Source organism: Oceanobacillus timonensis, from assembly GCF_900166635.1.
GTDB classification, from domain to species: domain Bacteria; phylum Bacillota; class Bacilli; order Bacillales; family Amphibacillaceae; genus Oceanobacillus; species Oceanobacillus timonensis.
In genome coordinates this window covers 703,627-719,791 of sequence record NZ_LT800497.1, presented here as the reverse complement: position 1 = coordinate 719,791, position 16,165 = coordinate 703,627, and the positions used below count along the sequence as shown (strand labels likewise).

Sequence of the window (16,165 nt, the reverse complement as noted above, 5' to 3'; positions counted from 1 at the left end):
CTTTTAAAAAATCTTTGTCTTTTTAAACATGATTTTATTTTATTTATTGTCTGTATAAACAATGCTATAGCGACAATTCATTTATTTTTAAGCCTAGATACAACATCACTTTTCCGTCTGTATCATTCACTGAATATCCGGTTATAGAAGCGATTTTTTTAATCCTGTATTTTAATGTATTCACGTGAATGTATAGAAAACGGGATGTTTCTTTGAGATTTCCATTGTGTTCAAAATAAGCATCTAACGTTTTTACAAGCTTTAAATGATGTAATTCATCATATTTGATTAGTTTTCCTACCGTTTGATTAAAAAAATCTGTTAGCTCCTTACTTCCAATTAACTCTCCAAGCAGTCGATATACACCTAAATCTTCATAAAAAGTGACAATTGCGGGGTTGGTTAAATAGCCTCCTAACTTCAGTGCGTGCTCTGCTTGAACAAAACTTTCTCGTAATCCTGTTATTCCAATGTGTGTATTTCCGACACCCATGTTTAATACAAAATGCCGTTCAACATATGTATCTATATAGTTGTATAACACCTGGAACTGATTCTTGTGCTCTGTTTTCGTATCATCATACACGGGAAAAATAACACAAATATAATCACGAATATTGCCTACAATAGCATCCGGCCACTGCTGCCGAATAATATAGTCAACCCTACTAATCTTTGTCGCTTCAACATCTTTGTTTTTTTGTTCTTTATTCCTTGTTTTTAATAAAATACAAGCGTACATTTTTTCGTTATCAAATTGATATTTTTTCCCTTTTTCAACGATGTCTTGGAAGCTCATGGAGTTGTTAAATAACAATTCCTGAATGAAGTCATTTTTATATTGTTGTTCAACATCATGTTTTACTTTAAGCCTTAAAAACTCAAGAGATAAAAACACAGATGCCTGTTCAAGGATGGATAAGTATAACTGTAAGTTTTCATTTTCATATCCCCAACTTGTGATATAACCATGTATTACGCCATCTAACAAGATAGGTGCAACAATACATGACACTTCCTCTTCATTACATTGACGCTTCATGCGAATTGGGTGTTTGATTAGTTCCAGTTCTCTTATTTCCTCTTCCGTTATAGGTACCATGTCAAAATTTGGAGTAGGAAGTTTTATAAAAGGTAGCCAGCTTTCTATCGTAACCATACTTCTAGTAAGAAACTCTAATGCTTCAATAAAATCATTGACCTTTCCCCCGTTTATAGAAACTTCTCTTAAAATTTTATTTGCTTGTTCCATATCATCTTGAAGTAATGCTTTACTGTTAAAAATGGTACTCATAACAGGAGATAATATATCCAGATAACTAATCTTTTCAGGTATTTCTATGATCGGGAGCCCAAACTTCTCTGCTTCTTCCAATAAGAAACTAGGAATCTCACCTAAAAAATGATATGGTTTTATGGCTAAAGCAGAAGTGTTAACAGCAGATAATTGCTGTATGAATCGCTGCTGATCAAAGGGCTCATTTTTGGCAAAAAAGCTGGTGATTAATAACTCATTACCTTTCAACCAGCGTGTGACATCGGGGACTTCCATAATTGTTACATTATCAATTCTATTTGATAAACCTTCTCTTCCCGCTAAAATGCGGCATTCTTTTAAACCTCCTATTTCCATTGCACTTTCTAATGTTATTCCCATCTGTTTCACCCCATTTTTATAGTTTCAAACCTACAAGCTCCATATTTCTAACCGAATCGTTTTCAAAACGTTTACTCCGCCATTATGACAAGTTACGTAGTATAGAATTATAAGCATATCATATCGTATTATGTTTTTATGGACAATATTCTGTCGATTAATTTAGCTCTATCGACAATACTATTACAGATTATTTATGTTAAAATCTATTTATGTTTTTGTTCAATAAATAGAAAACGCTTTCTTTTAAAATTTGGTAATCTAACTTTTTATCTAATAATTTTAATCCGCAATAAGATGCACCATTTTTTATTCGGAAGGAATTTGAGGGGGAAGGAGGCATACACCGACAATAATATCTCCTAATGAACGGATGATTTTTATATGGAACCCTTTAAGAACATTATGCTGAAGTCAGCTATATTCTTTTTATGGGAGATTACAAACATACGGTCATTTAATACTTCACGAATAAATTCTTTTGTGACATAACAGAAGTAATACAGATTGATTTTTAATTAATATAATCTGAAATTTCTATATAATATTGTGGTTATCCGAAACCATAATCATCAAAGGGGTTTTGAATAAAAATGAGGAAAGTACACGCATGGATAGTAGTTATTGGATTAGGGCTCATCGTTTCAGGCTGTCAAAGCGGTGAAGCATCAGAGAAAACACTCGAGATTACGTTCGGTCACAATCAGCCATTAATGAGTCCTGAACATGCAGGAGCAGAAGCTTTTGAAGAATATGTAGAATCCCATACGGATAATGTCGACGTCAATGTGTACCCAGCCTCTCAATTAGGTTCACTTCGTGAGCAAGTCGAGGCGACGCAACTAGGCGAAATTCAATTGACGATGCAACCAACAGCCATGATCGCACCGTTTGTAGATGATATCAAAGTCGTTGACCTCCCTTACTTATGGCCGCCCGATACAGAAACAAAATATAAAGTACTCGATAGTGAGGTTGGTGATGAAATTCTAGCCACACTTGATCAAGGGGGATTTGAAGGTCTGGGATTTTGGCCAGGTGGATACAAATTGATTACAACCAGCAATCGAGAAATCCATGAACCTTCTGACTTAGAAGGGGTAACCATCCGAACGATGGAATCACCTTTATTACTTGCCCAATACAAACAGTGGGGTGCAAATCCTGTTCCGGTTCCTTATTCTGAGGTGTATAACTCTCTTCAACTTGGCATTGTCGATGGTCAAGAAAACCCGCTACAAACCGTTTATTTGAATAACTACCATGAAGTCCAAGAAAACATCGTGGAAACGTACCATGGAACAATGACGTATGCGATGATTGCTAACCAAGATTGGTATAACGACCTTCCTTCAGAATTACAGGAAATCCTCGTTGCTGCAGAAGAAGTTGGTCGTAACGAAGCTCGAGAAGTACTCGCTGAAAATGAAGCAGAATATCGCGCGGAACTTGAAGCATCAGACAAGAATTTCTACTCGTTTACAGAGGAGGAAATTGAGACATTCAGAGAAGCTTCTCTACCTGTTCATGAAACAGAATATAATGAACCTGGACAGCAAGAACTTCTCCAAAAAATCTACGACAAGATTGAAGAAGTGTCTAGTAATCAATGATAAGGAGAATGATTTTATGAAAACGATAAAACGAATAGAAGAGATTTTCATTGCAACTTGTCTCATCATTGCAACGGTTATTTTATCCATAAACGTTGTCTTACGATATGGGTTCGCGGCTAATCCTTCTTGGGTTGAAGAACTAGTTCGTTACTTGATGATTGCTATTACATTCATTGGGTCTGCTGTATGTTTTCGAAAAGGCACGCATATTTGCGTCGATTTTATTCTCACATTTACGAATAAAAAAACGACACGCATCTTGAATATTGCTGTCCACATATTAACACTATTTTTCTTAACGGTGTTAACCTTTTACAGCTCCTATCTCGTGATTTTAACGTTTCAAAGTGGACAGTTAGCACCTGCACTAGGAATTCCCTTCTTCTTCATCTATTTGGCAATTCCAATAGGTACGATTTTGTCTATCATCCATCTTATCGTTGCAACACCTCGAATTTGGAAAGGGGAAGCTGAAGTTGCTGGGTCTACTCCGGAGGTGATGGAAGAGTCATGACAACTACGCTGATTATTTTAATTCTACTTTTATTATTAACTAGTGCACCAATCTTTGTCGCCTTTGGGCTAGCTGCCTTTCTAACGGTTATATTTATAACAGATATTCAACCAGTAGTTTTGGTTCAACAAATCTTTGGAGGGATTGATCAATTTGCCTTGATGGCACTGCCTTTCTTTATTTTTGCAGCGAATATCATGGATGCTGGCGGCTTGTCTGATCGACTGATGCGGTGGGCACGGGCTCTCGTTGGCCATGTTACGGGCGGGGTAGCCATGACAGCTCAAGTCTCCAGCATGTTCTTTGGGGCATTGTCAGGTTCCGGTCCAGCAACTGTTATGGCTATCGGGAAGATTATGTACCCGGAAATGCTCAGAGCGCATTTCAAGCCTTCTTTTGCATCTGGTTTATTGGCGTCTGCCGGGGCTGCGTCGCTCATTATTCCTCCAAGTATTACGCTCATCGTCTTTGGATCCGTTACCGGTACTTCCATTGGAGACTTGTTTCTAGCAGGGATTGGTGCGGGAATTGTTATTGGAATAAGCTCTATTATCTATATTTATTTCTATTCCTGTTATCACCAATTTCCACGTAACAAACGTGCGTCGTTAAAAGAATTACTAGTTTCTACCCGCCAGGCAATATGGGCACTGATTATCCCAATTATTATACTAGGTGGGATTTACGGAGGGTTCTTTACACCAACAGAGGCAGCAGGTGTAATCGTTATTTACGCACTTATTGTGAGTGCGTTTATCTACCGACAACTGACTTTAAAGCAATTTTATCGTGTTTGTGTGGATTCAGCGACAACATCTGCGCAAATTCTAGTACTGGTAGCATCCGCACAAATCCTCGGTTGGTTATTAACCCGTGGAGGCGTGCCTCAACAAGTTGCTACATTTGTTTCTGAAAATATTAGCTCAGCGATTTTATTTTTACTAATTCTTAATCTCGTATTACTTGTAATGGGAATGATGATGGAAGGAATTGCAGCAATTGTCATCACTGCACCATTGCTATTTCCAGCAGCAACTGCGTTAGGAATTGATCCTGTTCATTTCGGGATTATTATCGTTACTAACTTAGCAATTGGAATGTATACGCCGCCTTTCGGAATGAATATTTTTGTCGCACAATCCGTGTCGAAACTCAATATGTTGCAGATACTGCCAGGAGTTATGAAATTCGTAGCTGTTAACTTGTTTGCATTACTTGTGATTACGTATGTACCAGACACAACGATGTTCCTCGTTGAATGGATTTCACGGTAAGGAGATATTCTCGTAAAACTCGATTCCGTGTGAGATATCATAGTTATAGTAATGTTGGATATAGACATTTGTTTAAGGGACAAATTATTACTTACAAAGTTTGTTAGGAAGGAGCACGGGACAATCCAAAGGTTCTGCTGATATTTGTTGATAGATAAACTCAAATATTATCATTAACTTGATTATTCATGCACTCCTTGAAAATTGTACATTGAATCAGCTTGCAACCTATTTGTTTTACAACTCACTAAAAATCCGGTGATTATCACAATTATCAGTTACAAATTCTATCTTCCCATCTAAAAACATATTGCGGACTAAAAAAGAAATTCCTTTGAGAATGAACACAACCACTCTCAAGGGAATTTCTTTTCATTCTCCAATTCACAATACTTCACATCTCACCATTCCATTTTCTCCAAATAGAACATGCACCAATTTTTCACCTTGCCTCCATACTTCTAAATCTCTACCTCCACTCGCTGCCGTTCCCGGAAGAAAACCACCTTATCAAACCCTATCTTTTTCAAATGCTGACGAACCTCCTCCCAATCATCACCAATCCGTTCTGGAGTATGCGCATCAGAACCAAATGAAACAAACACACCATAATGGTAAGCCAGTTCCAGAATTTCATCACTTGAGTACCATCCGTCAGGATTTTTTTGCTTTGCAGATGTGTTCACTTCAATAGCTACCTCATTTTCCGCAATAACTTTAATCGCTTCTTGCAGAGTGTTGAATTAAATCATAATACCTTTCTTTTTCTTGAAGCATTTCTTCTTCAGTTAATCCCTACCCAGCGATCTCTATTAAATATCTAATTGCTAGGTTGGAACAACTGGCCTTCCCCGCTAAAAAGCACGAACCTGATAATGTAGTCAAATAGATATCGCTGATAGACTTGCTGGTAACTATCAAGTTGATTTGAGAAGAAATCTGATTCCACACCAATCTGATTTTTATATTGTTCCTTCAACCATAATGCTTCTTCAATATATACAGGGAATTCACTCTTATCCATTGCAATATGAGGCATTAACTATACAACATCAGATAGGACTGCCATGCTTGCACTTGTACATACTTTAATAGTTTGATTTCCATAAATAAATTTTGTTCCATAGTACCTGTATCCTTTGGTTTGAATTTTTTTATCATTTACCATTAAAACATGACCAAAGGATAGCTTTATATATTTTACCAATAATTGACTATTTATTTATTTCAATATGCCTCATTTCTTGACTTTCACAAACACAACTAATTTTTAATTCTGCCTCGGTTGACTTCACAACATCATCGATCGTGTATCCATCAAGTACTTCTAATAAAACGAGTCCATTTTCAGTTACCTCGATAACAGCCCGATCTGTTATAATTTTATTTATAACATTTTTTCCGGTTAGCGGGAGAGTGCATTTTTTTAAAATTTTGGGATTTCCATCCCTTGTTACATGATCCATCATTACAATAATTTTTTTTGCACCATTAACAAGATCCATGGCGCCCCCCATACCTTTAATCATTTTACCTGGTATCATCCAATTGGCTAAATCACCTGTTTCCGAAACTTCCATCCCACCTAGGATAGCTAAATCAATGTGACCTCCGCGTATCATTGCAAATGATTCGGCGTTATCAAAGATTGCTGATCCATTAATCATTGTAATGGTTTCTTTTCCTGCATTTATAAGATCAGCATCTACCTCATCATCTGTTGGATAAGCACCTATACCCAAAAGTCCATTTTCCGATTGCAGCACAACATTTTTATTACTTGAAATATGATTTGCTACGAGCGTAGGCATACCTATACCTAAATTGACATAATGACCATCTTCAATTTCTTGTTCCACCCGGTGCGCCATTGTTTCACGAGTCTTTTCTTTATTCATTTCAATCCACTCCAATTTGATGAATATTAACTACTAACCAAAGAGACTGTTCGTTTTTCAATCTGTTTTTCTTGATTACCTTGAATAATACGTTGAACATAAATGCTAGGCGTATGAATATAATTTGGATTCAACTCGCCATTTTCAACAACCTTTTCTACCTCTGCTACAGTCACTTTACCTGCCGCTGCAATGATAGGATTAAAGTTTTGGGCTGTTTTATTATAAATTAAATTTCCCATTCTATCTCCCTTATACGCTCTTACAAAACTAAAGTCAGCAGTTAACGCTTCTTCCAAAATATATTCCCTTCCGTTGAATGTTCTTATTTCTTTTCCCTCGGCAATCTGTGTGCCAACACCTGCAGGGGTAAAAAACGCAGGTATTCCCGCACCACCAGCTCGTATTTTCTCAGCTAATGTCCCTTGAGGAGTTAATTCAACTTCTAGGCTTCCATCAATAACTTGACGTTCAAATTCTTTGTTTTCACCAACATAAGATCCAATCATTTTTTTTATTTGTTGATTTTTCAACAACAATCCAAGACCGAAGTCATCTATACCACAATTATTCGAAATAACAGTTAAATTTTTAACATTGCTATCAACCAAGGCTCTTATTGAATTTTCAGGTATGCCACACAGTCCAAAACCGCCAACCATTATTGTTGAATCATCTTGAATTCCTTTAAGGACATCTTCATAATCAGTATATATCTTTTGCATCTTGCAATTCTCCTTCTGTTAGCTCTCTCTTTCTATTATTGTAGCTACTCCTTGTCCTCCACCTATACAAAGACTCGCTAGACCGTATTTAGCTTGACGATGCTCCATTTCATATAAAAGTGATATAAGTATCCTAGTTCCACTAGCTCCGATTGGATGTCCAAGTGCAATTGCTCCGCCGTTAACATTGACACGGGCCATATCCAATTGTAATTCTTTGCTTACTGCTATAGACTGAGCAGCAAAAGCTTCATTTAATTCAATGAGCTCGATATCCCCGATAGAGAGATTGCTTTTTTCTAAAACTTTTTTTATCGAGGGAACTGGACCAATCCCCATCATCTCAGGGTCAACGGCAGCATGTGCATTTGCTTTAATCACAGCCATCGGCTTTAAATTGAGTTCTTTTGCTTTTTTACGGCTCATTAAAACAACGGCCGCTGCACCATCATTAATACCTGAAGCATTTCCTGCTGTCACGCTTCCATTTTCTTTAAAAGCTGGTTTGAGTCTGCTAAGACTTTCAACTGTAGAATGCTTCTTTGGATATTCATCCATATTAAATGGAGTAAAATCTCCTTTTCTTTCCGGAACATCAATTGTTACTATTTCCGGTTCGAATGTTCCAGTTTCAATCGCTTTAATAGCTTTTTCTTGACTGTCAGCTGCAAATGCATCTTGTTCTTCTCTTGTTATGTTATATTTGTCGGAAAGATTTTCTGCCGTAATTCCCATATGGTAATCATTCATGGCGCACCATAAGCCATCTTCAATCATACTGTCTACTACTTTACCGTCTCCCATCCGATAACCGTTACGTGCTTTTTTTAGTAGATAAGGTGCTTGTGACATGTTTTCCATACCGCCTGCGATAATCACTTCGGCATCTCCTAGTAATATTGATTGGGCACCCAGGTGCACTGATTTTAAGCCTGATCCACATACTTTATTAATTGTTAATGCGGGAGTATTTATCGGTAATTCAGCTTTTAAAGCTGATTGTCGAGCGGGATTTTGTCCTAAACCAGCTGACAGAACATTTCCCATGATAACTTCATCAACAGAGTTATAATTCACCCCTACCCGCTTCAAAGATTCACTAATTACTTTACTGCCGAGCTCTATAGCTGACACCTTTGCAAAAGCACCATTAAACTGTCCAATAGCAGTTCGAGCCCCGCTCACAATGACAACATCTCGATCTGACATAGCTTTTCTCCTATCTATATACTTTATAGTATGATATTTTTATTTGCTTCTCGTTGGATTACCACATAATCCAATTTTAATTCTTCTATTACTTTCTTCTACCATATTTGTAAATATATCAATAGCAGTCATTTAAGGAGTGGTTTTATCTAGATATGAAGCTATTTAATTATGATCTTCTTTGTTGTTTTCGGATGCCGTATTTTTTACATCGGCTCAAGCAGTTTTGGGAAATCTTTTTTAACTTTACTCTTTTTCATAAAAATGATCCTTAGTCTAATTAAAAGCTCGACCCTAAAACATTATACAGCGTTTATTTTTTGTAATTATCAAACTATATATGTTATAAAGCAACGAAAAAACATATCGACTATCTTTTTAGAAGCTAATCGGGTTATTAGTTTTACAAGTTTTTTTAGTTAATTTTAATAAATATTTACAACAACATTGAAGCTGCTATGCCTAGGTTATTCTCCGATCTTCATATCTAATACAGAGTTTAAAAAGCGATGTAACACAATAGCATCGTAGTCTGTATTTTGCTCCAACAATATCACACGGAATATTCTGTTATTATTTATGCAACGCTAGTGTTTGTTATATCAATAAAGTACTTCTTTTCTTTTTAACTCCCTTTAGATACACCTACCTCCATCAACTTCTAAATCAACCCCAGTGATCATAGAGGACTCATCAGATACTAAAAATAAAGCTGTATTAGCCATATCTGTAGGTTGAGCAACTTTTCCAAGAGGGATAGTTTTAACGAATTTACTTCTTTGCTCTTCATCTACCATGCTAGTTTCAGTCACAACTGGACTTAAGCTGTTTACTCTAATTCCAAAAGGAGCAAGTTCTAGAGCTACAGACTTGGCTAATGCAATAAGTGCGCCTTTTGATGCTGCATATATATTTAATCCTTCTCTAGGTCGAGAAGCAGATGTAGAACCCGTGCATAATATTACTCCTTCACCAGCTTGTTTCATATGTGGAGCAACTGCTTGGATACCATAAAAAGCCCCTTTTACATTTATATCCATAATTTTTTGATATTCTTTTTCACCTACGTCCTCTATATTAGTAACAGGCATCGCTATACCTGCGTTATTGTGAAAAATGTCTATCTTTTTATAACGTTTTATTACAGTTTGTATTAATAAATCAACTTCAAACTTTTTGGTCATATCAGTAGGAATGAATTCAGCTTTTCCTCCCTCTTTTTTAATAAACTGTACAACACTCTCCCCATCTGTTTGAGGTAAATCTGCTATTATAACAACTGCTCCCTCTAAACCGAACCTTTCTGCAACTGCTCTTCCAATACCAGAAGCTCCTCCTGTAATAATTGCAATTCTATCTTTAAGTTTCATTTGTGGTGTTCCCTCCTTAACTAATTTTTTTAATTCTAGTTCCATCTTCATTATATTTAGGATTTATTTGACTAAAAACCTTTAACGCTTTTTCGGAAGGTTGTCCAAATAAAGAACCCACTACAAAAGCTATTGCTGTTAAAATAAGCGAAAATAAAGGTGGAACGAGCCAAGGCGCTGCAGCAATTGAAAAATCAGTTAACCAAGTAAAAACTGCTGAGCAAGACCCTATTATTAAGGCAGAAATTGCTCCTGCTTTAGTAGCACCCTTCCAAAGAAAACCTCCTAACCAAGTAACTAGAAAAGCTGGCCCCATTACAGCCATGGATACGTTTATAATTTCTAAAATCCAATTTGCATTGTAAAAAGCTAAAAAACAAGATGCTGTACACATGACAAGCATTGCCCACCTTGTCACTATCATCATTTCTTTTTCTGAAATAGATTTCTTTCTAAGTTTAGGCCCAATTAATTTACCATATAGGTCTCTTCCAACCGCCATTGATGAAACCATCAATTGCGTACTGGCCGTTGATTGAGCAGATGCTAAAAATCCTGCAAATGCAAGTCCTGCTATAACAGGAAGTAGCCAGTCTTGAGCCATAATCAAATATATTATTTCTGATTCTTGTCCTTCTAATCCGGGTCTAGCGATAACTCCGATCATCCCATAAAGAAAGAAAAAAGTTCCACAAACCCATATAACTGGCGTTACAAACATTATAGCTTTATAAACTTCTCTAACATTTTTAGCTAAATACGCCCGGCTTATTAAGTCTGCACGTGCCAGAGATCCTATTATCCAAACTAACATGACACTCCATATAGCCCAAGTATCTCCTAATCCATTATCAGATGTTAAAAAATTAGGGTAGTATTTCTCAACTTGAGAAACTAAATTGAATATTCCATTTGTTTTAATTACACCTAATATCAAAACAATAATCGCAGTAATCCAAGTAACGAAAAATTGGACCGCATCTATAATAGCGTTTGCCATCATTCCTCCAGCTATTGTATAAAAAGCAACAATTGCTATGGAAACGATAATTCCTACCCAGATAGGTATATCAAATAATAATTGGAACAATACAGATACCCCGATTATTTGGCTAGAAATATAAAGGAAAAATCCCACAAATAAGATTACTGCAGATATACCTCTCGCAGCCCCGCTGTCATATCTTTGTCCCAAGAAGTCGGGGATTGTAAATTGCCCAAACCTTCTTAATATAGGTCCGAATAAAGCTAGACCAGCAATATAGCCAATCGTTGATCCCATGTATGCTCCATTTCCTAGGAAACCTTCGTGATAAACTAAACCAGAAGTTCCCATAAAACTAGCAGTACTTAAAAAAGATGCTACATATCCTGAGCCTATAATCCAATAAGGCTGATTTTGCCCCGCCACAAAGAATTTATCTGAATCGTTTCCAGCATACGTCTTATACCCTAGATACAAGATAAATACTAAATATAAACCAAAAACAAATAATATCATCTTTTCCTCCTTAATTCTTTAATTGTTTTTGTCATGTCTTGTTTTATATAATCCGTAAATTCCAGTTCCAAACCCAATAATTAAAGCTGATAAGCTTATATAAAAGAAATATCTTAATTGTGGTGCGGCAATAAAAAATTGAATTATATAAACAGCTGGAAATATGGCCGCTACCATAGTAATGATTACAAAAAACAATCCAAACCATTCCATTTTAGTCATTTGTCTCCCCTCCCCCGCATAGAAGAAGTTAATCATAATAACAATTAATCTAATAGCCTAATAACTAGCAGTATGTCCACCATCAATTAAATAACTTCCTCCTGTAATAAAAGAAGACTGATCAGAAGATAGAAAAGCAACTAAATTGGCAATTTCTTCCGAAGTAGCATACCTTCCAAGAGGGATTTTTTTTGAATAGCTTTCACGTGCTTTTTTCGGATTTTCAGGATTTTTTTCTTTGTCTAGCTCACTCATTAATTCTGTATCTACAGGTGATGGGCAAATAGCATTAACGCGTATGTTATATTTCGCAACTTCTAATGCAGCAGTTTTTGTTAAACCTATGACTGCATGTTTAGTTGCAGAATATGGCGCTAAAAATAAAGAACCATTTAGCCCAGCAACAGAAGAAGTATTTATCACCACACCATCATTCTGTCTTTTCATTATTTGTAGTACATACTTTAAACCGTAAAAAACACCTTTAATATTTATATCAATCGATTTTTCTAAATTTTCTGTTTTTACTTCCGTTATTTCTGCAAGTTTTCCTGATATACCAGCATTGTTAAAAAATACATCAATATTCCCATAAGCTCCTATTGTTTGCTGTACATAATTTTTAACTTCTTTTTCTTTAGCGACATCTGCTTGTATAAGAAGACAATTCTTTAAACCTAACTCATGTGTCGCATCTTCTAAAGCCTTTTTATCTATGTCTACTAATGCTAGCCTCGCTCCCTTTCTATGAAATAATTGTGCTGTTTTTTTGCCAATTTCTCCAGCAGCCCCAGTTATTAAAATTACTTTTTCCTCAAAACTCAAACAATCACCTCATTAAATTTATTGAGCTGTATATCCTCCGTCCACGGGTAGATCAATTCCTGTTATATAAGAAGATTCTTCGGATGCAAGAAATAAGGCCGCATATGCTATTTCAACTGGTTCAGCAGGTCTTCCAATTGGTCCAATCCGCCATGATTCCTTTGGATCAGCTAATAAAGACTCTGTCAGAGCAGTCTGTACGACCCCAGGGTGAATACAATTAACCCTTATACCAAATGGAGCAAATTCTATTGCAGCTGTCTTGGTTAACATTCTAGCCGCTCCTTTTGCTGCGTGATAAGATGCTGATAGCCCACTTCCAACTAATGCCCATATGGATGAATTATTGACAATAGACCCCTGCTTATTTTTTTTAAGTAAAGGTAGCATTGATTTCATTCCAAGTAAAACACCCTTGGCGTCCACATCCATGACCTTCTGCCATTCCGTTTCTGTCATATCCTCTATAGAGCTTCTCCCCGCTATGCCAGCATTATTGACAAGTATGTCAAGATTCTGATACGTGTCTTTTATAAATTTAGCTACCTTACCCCAATCACCTAAATTTGTAACATCCATTTGTATAAAATTTGCATCACCACCCTCACTTGAAATCTCTGCTGCAACTTCTTTTCCTTCCATATTCATGTCTGTTAAGATCACACTTGCACCTTCCTGAGCAAATAATCTTGCCATTTCTTTTCCTTGGCCCATAGCTGCTCCAGTAATTAAAGCTATCTTTCCATCAAGTCTACTCAAATTAGTCATCACCTTTTTCATTTTTTGTATGCTATAGTTATTGTTTCATGTTGCCTTTTCTTGTATTCCGTTGGTCACACATAAGTTCCGTTTCTTATTTAAGTTTGTGCCTCCGGTAAAAATCTCGGTTTCTCATAATAGCCATTTCTACTTATAGTTGTTCCTGAAATGTCTTGTAATGTAATTTTTGTATCTGCCATTTTTAATACTGCTCCGGTAACATCCAAAATGGTTGCACCTGTATTTCTAACCTTTGAAAGACCGTTTTGAACACATACAATATTAAGCAAACCACATCCGGGCAAAATCACTTCTGCTCCCTTTTCTACTGCTATTTCACAAGCATCTAAAAACTGTTTAATAACGGCTTCAGGATCAGAAAAAGCATTTTCTAAATCCAATAGACTTACATCAAAATATTGTGTGTTGATTGAAGAATGATTTAAATCGTATTTTTTAATTAAGCTTGGAATCTCTTTTTTAGCCAATTGAGCAGAATGTGTTATCACTGCAAATTTTTTACCATACATTTGTGACAATAACATCGATGATTCAGCCATGCCGACAACAGGTATATTAACTATTTCCCTGGCTTCATCAAGAACAGGATCTAAAAAGCAGTGCAATACAACCGCATCATAACCATCTTTTTCGGCATTAATAATATTTTGAAGAATTTCCTTATTGTTTAAAAATTCACTTGCCATAAAACCTCCGGGAGTATATTTCTTCGTCACACCAGCTAGGTCAAAAGAATAGTTACCCGGGAGTATTTTTTCCATGTGATTTTTGATACCATCTCTATATTCTGGAAAACCATCAATTTCAGTACTGCTTTGAATCAGAATTTTTTTCATACTATATCTCCTCACTATTTTAAAATTAAAATGAACTTGTTCCATATGTGATGTATTAGATTTCAATAAAATCAAAAATTAACCAGTTTCAAATGCATCTTGAACTATTTTGGGTATTTATCCAACCTATTCCATTCCGGTTATAGCTCCAGGATAGGACTTACATATTTTAATAATATTGTTAAACGGGGTACCTTGACTAAATCCAAACTCGACCAGGAACTGTCGGATAGGGAAAGTGCAGTTTCTTCAACTATCTGGGAAACCTCAACGATTTTACGCATGGCAACTGGCAATACCTTATGTGGCAGGTCGTATGGTACCGGTACACTCGCCGAAACCAATTGTGCTCCCCATCGGGCCAGGTGCGCTGCCACGAAGTGTTACCTGCTGGCCATCTTGGAGGAAATTGTATTTCTCTCCCATTCTAGAAGTTAGCGGTTCTTCCCCTCCCAATGTCAGCTCAATCAATGATCCACACTGATCCGGTTCCGGCCCAGAGATGGTGCCAGAACCGAAGAAATCTCCTGGGCTAAGGGTAGCGCCATTAACTGTCATATGGGCCAACATCTGAGGGGCTGTCCAGTACATCGTTGAATACGGGACTGTAGAAACGTGTTGATCGTCGATATAGACCTCTACTGAAATATCAAGCCCGTATGGGTCGGCACTGGAGTCGTCCAAATATTGCACGAGAGACTCATCTCGAACTGGTGGAACTACTCGGGCTGCGTCCAATGCATCCCAGGGCACCACCCACGCTGAGATCGTTGAAGCAAACGATTTACTCAGGTTGGGTCCCAGAGGCACAGATTCAAACGCTTGGATATCACGAGCAGACCAGTCGTTAAACAGAACTACCCCAAACAAATGGTTCTCGGCGGCTTGCGCCAAGCTAACTTCGCCCTGAGGCGCCGAACCGCCCACGATGAATCCGAGCTCTGCTTCGATATCTAGACGCCTAGAAGATCCAAAGCTTGGTGCAGTCCCCTTCTCTGGCCGTATCCCCTTTGGTCGATACACAGGAGTTCCTGAAACGGACACAGTCGAGGCGCGACCGTGATAACCTACTGGCAAATGTTTCCAATTTGGTTTCAGCGGCTCCTCATCCGGTCGCAATATACGACCAAGATTAGATGCATGATTCTCTGATGCGTAGAAGTCAACATAATCGGTCACGGTAAAGGGCATCGCCATGTTAACATCATTTACGTTAGTTGCCACAGCTTCCACTGCTTTCGTATGGTCAGGATCAGTGAGTGTCTGCCTTATCCAGTTACGCAGCTCAGACCAGACAGGTCTACCCGCTGCCAGCAATGCGTCCAAATTAGGTTGATTTGTCACAGCGCTTTTAGTCTTTTTTCCTAACCCACCGACCGTCGACGTCAAAGAACCCAAATCAATCGCGTGGTCCCCTAGTCTGACAACCAACCTAGGAACAGTATCCTCATCTGTGTATACTGAACCGTAGGGGAGATTTTCCACTCCGAATCCGGACTTGGCCAAGAAATCAACGGCGGTGGTAAATTTTTTTTTCACCAAATAATCCTCCTTACAACATATAGTTTGAACGTTCTGCAGATAACAATGTTCGATCAATCAAGTTCAGCCGATTAAGTGATCCCGCCAGCTCTACTATCGAATAAATTCCAAAAGAATCAAACGAAAGACGCCTCCATCACTAATATAGATACTAAACTAATTGGGGCGACGCTATCCAAAAGGCAGGAATATTGCA

General features: G+C 37.3%; 16 protein-coding genes. 3 read left to right on the top strand and 13 right to left on the bottom strand.

The genetic code is table 11. The features are described 5' to 3' along the window. Window positions 1-64 precede the first annotated feature (64 nt). Complete coding sequence (locus B7E05_RS03750; RefSeq protein WP_080872621.1) at window positions 65-1,657, bottom strand: PucR family transcriptional regulator; 1,593 nt, start codon at window positions 1,655-1,657, stop codon at window positions 65-67. 593 nt (window positions 1,658-2,250) lie between these two features. Here B7E05_RS03750 and B7E05_RS03745 point away from each other — a divergent pair. From B7E05_RS03745 to B7E05_RS03735, 3 genes are read left to right on the top strand one after another with little or no spacing between them, the layout of a single operon-like run. Further along, complete coding sequence (locus B7E05_RS03745) at window positions 2,251-3,270, top strand: TRAP transporter substrate-binding protein (RefSeq protein ID WP_080872620.1); 1,020 nt, start codon at window positions 2,251-2,253, stop codon at window positions 3,268-3,270. Between the two features lie 16 nt (window positions 3,271-3,286). Continuing rightward, entirely contained in the window at window positions 3,287-3,787 is a 501-nt protein-coding gene (locus tag B7E05_RS03740) for a TRAP transporter small permease (RefSeq protein WP_179134446.1), read from the top strand. Then, complete coding sequence (locus tag B7E05_RS03735; protein ID WP_080872618.1) at window positions 3,784-5,061, top strand: TRAP transporter large permease; 1,278 nt, start codon at window positions 3,784-3,786, stop codon at window positions 5,059-5,061. Before B7E05_RS03740 ends, B7E05_RS03735 begins: the two co-directional genes overlap by 4 nt. 461 nt (window positions 5,062-5,522) lie before the next feature. On the opposite strand, the gene B7E05_RS03730 is transcribed toward B7E05_RS03735, so the two are convergent. The 12 genes from B7E05_RS03730 to fahA form a co-directional block, all read right to left on the bottom strand. Then, window positions 5,523-5,747 carry a PHP domain-containing protein gene (locus B7E05_RS03730; protein WP_080872616.1) on the bottom strand — a complete coding sequence of 75 codons (225 nt, stop codon included), beginning with the start codon at window positions 5,745-5,747 and terminating at the stop codon, window positions 5,523-5,525. 134 nt (window positions 5,748-5,881) lie between these two features. Beyond that, on the bottom strand, window positions 5,882-6,100 hold the full coding sequence (locus B7E05_RS03725; RefSeq protein WP_080872614.1) for a PHP domain-containing protein: 219 nt from the start codon (window positions 6,098-6,100) through the stop codon (window positions 5,882-5,884). A 175-nt stretch (window positions 6,101-6,275) separates the two neighbouring features. Further along, window positions 6,276-6,959, bottom strand: a complete 684-nt coding sequence (locus B7E05_RS03720; RefSeq protein ID WP_080872613.1) for a 3-oxoacid CoA-transferase subunit B — start codon at window positions 6,957-6,959, stop codon at window positions 6,276-6,278. Window positions 6,960-6,985: 26 nt separating this feature from the next. Beyond that, a complete protein-coding gene (locus tag B7E05_RS03715; RefSeq protein WP_080872611.1) occupies window positions 6,986-7,684 on the bottom strand; it encodes a CoA transferase subunit A in 699 nt (232 codons plus the stop codon). Window positions 7,685-7,702: 18 nt separating this feature from the next. Beyond that, complete coding sequence (locus tag B7E05_RS03710; protein ID WP_080872610.1) at window positions 7,703-8,893, bottom strand: acetyl-CoA C-acetyltransferase; 1,191 nt, start codon at window positions 8,891-8,893, stop codon at window positions 7,703-7,705. A gap of 635 nt (window positions 8,894-9,528) precedes the next feature. Further along, the gene (locus B7E05_RS03705) at window positions 9,529-10,263 is read right to left on the bottom strand and encodes an SDR family NAD(P)-dependent oxidoreductase (protein ID WP_080872608.1); all 735 of its coding nucleotides are present in this window, start codon (window positions 10,261-10,263) and stop codon (window positions 9,529-9,531) included. A 16-nt stretch (window positions 10,264-10,279) separates the two neighbouring features. Beyond that, the gene (locus B7E05_RS03700; RefSeq protein ID WP_080872607.1) at window positions 10,280-11,764 is read right to left on the bottom strand and encodes a sodium:solute symporter family protein; all 1,485 of its coding nucleotides are present in this window, start codon (window positions 11,762-11,764) and stop codon (window positions 10,280-10,282) included. A gap of 18 nt (window positions 11,765-11,782) precedes the next feature. Beyond that, on the bottom strand, window positions 11,783-11,986 hold the full coding sequence (locus tag B7E05_RS03695; protein ID WP_080872606.1) for a hypothetical protein: 204 nt from the start codon (window positions 11,984-11,986) through the stop codon (window positions 11,783-11,785). Between the two features lie 57 nt (window positions 11,987-12,043). Continuing rightward, window positions 12,044-12,811 carry an SDR family NAD(P)-dependent oxidoreductase gene (locus tag B7E05_RS03690; protein WP_080872605.1) on the bottom strand — a complete coding sequence of 256 codons (768 nt, stop codon included), beginning with the start codon at window positions 12,809-12,811 and terminating at the stop codon, window positions 12,044-12,046. An 18-nt stretch (window positions 12,812-12,829) separates the two neighbouring features. Next, on the bottom strand, window positions 12,830-13,579 hold the full coding sequence (locus B7E05_RS03685) for an SDR family NAD(P)-dependent oxidoreductase (protein WP_245833223.1): 750 nt from the start codon (window positions 13,577-13,579) through the stop codon (window positions 12,830-12,832). 89 nt (window positions 13,580-13,668) lie between these two features. Beyond that, window positions 13,669-14,427, bottom strand: a complete 759-nt coding sequence (locus B7E05_RS03680; RefSeq protein WP_080872602.1) for an aspartate/glutamate racemase family protein — start codon at window positions 14,425-14,427, stop codon at window positions 13,669-13,671. Between the two features lie 300 nt (window positions 14,428-14,727). Then, window positions 14,728-15,966: a fumarylacetoacetase gene (fahA, locus tag B7E05_RS03675; protein ID WP_179134445.1), complete on the bottom strand. Its 1,239-nt coding sequence runs from the start codon at window positions 15,964-15,966 to the stop codon at window positions 14,728-14,730. Between the last annotated feature and the right edge of the window lie 199 nt (window positions 15,967-16,165).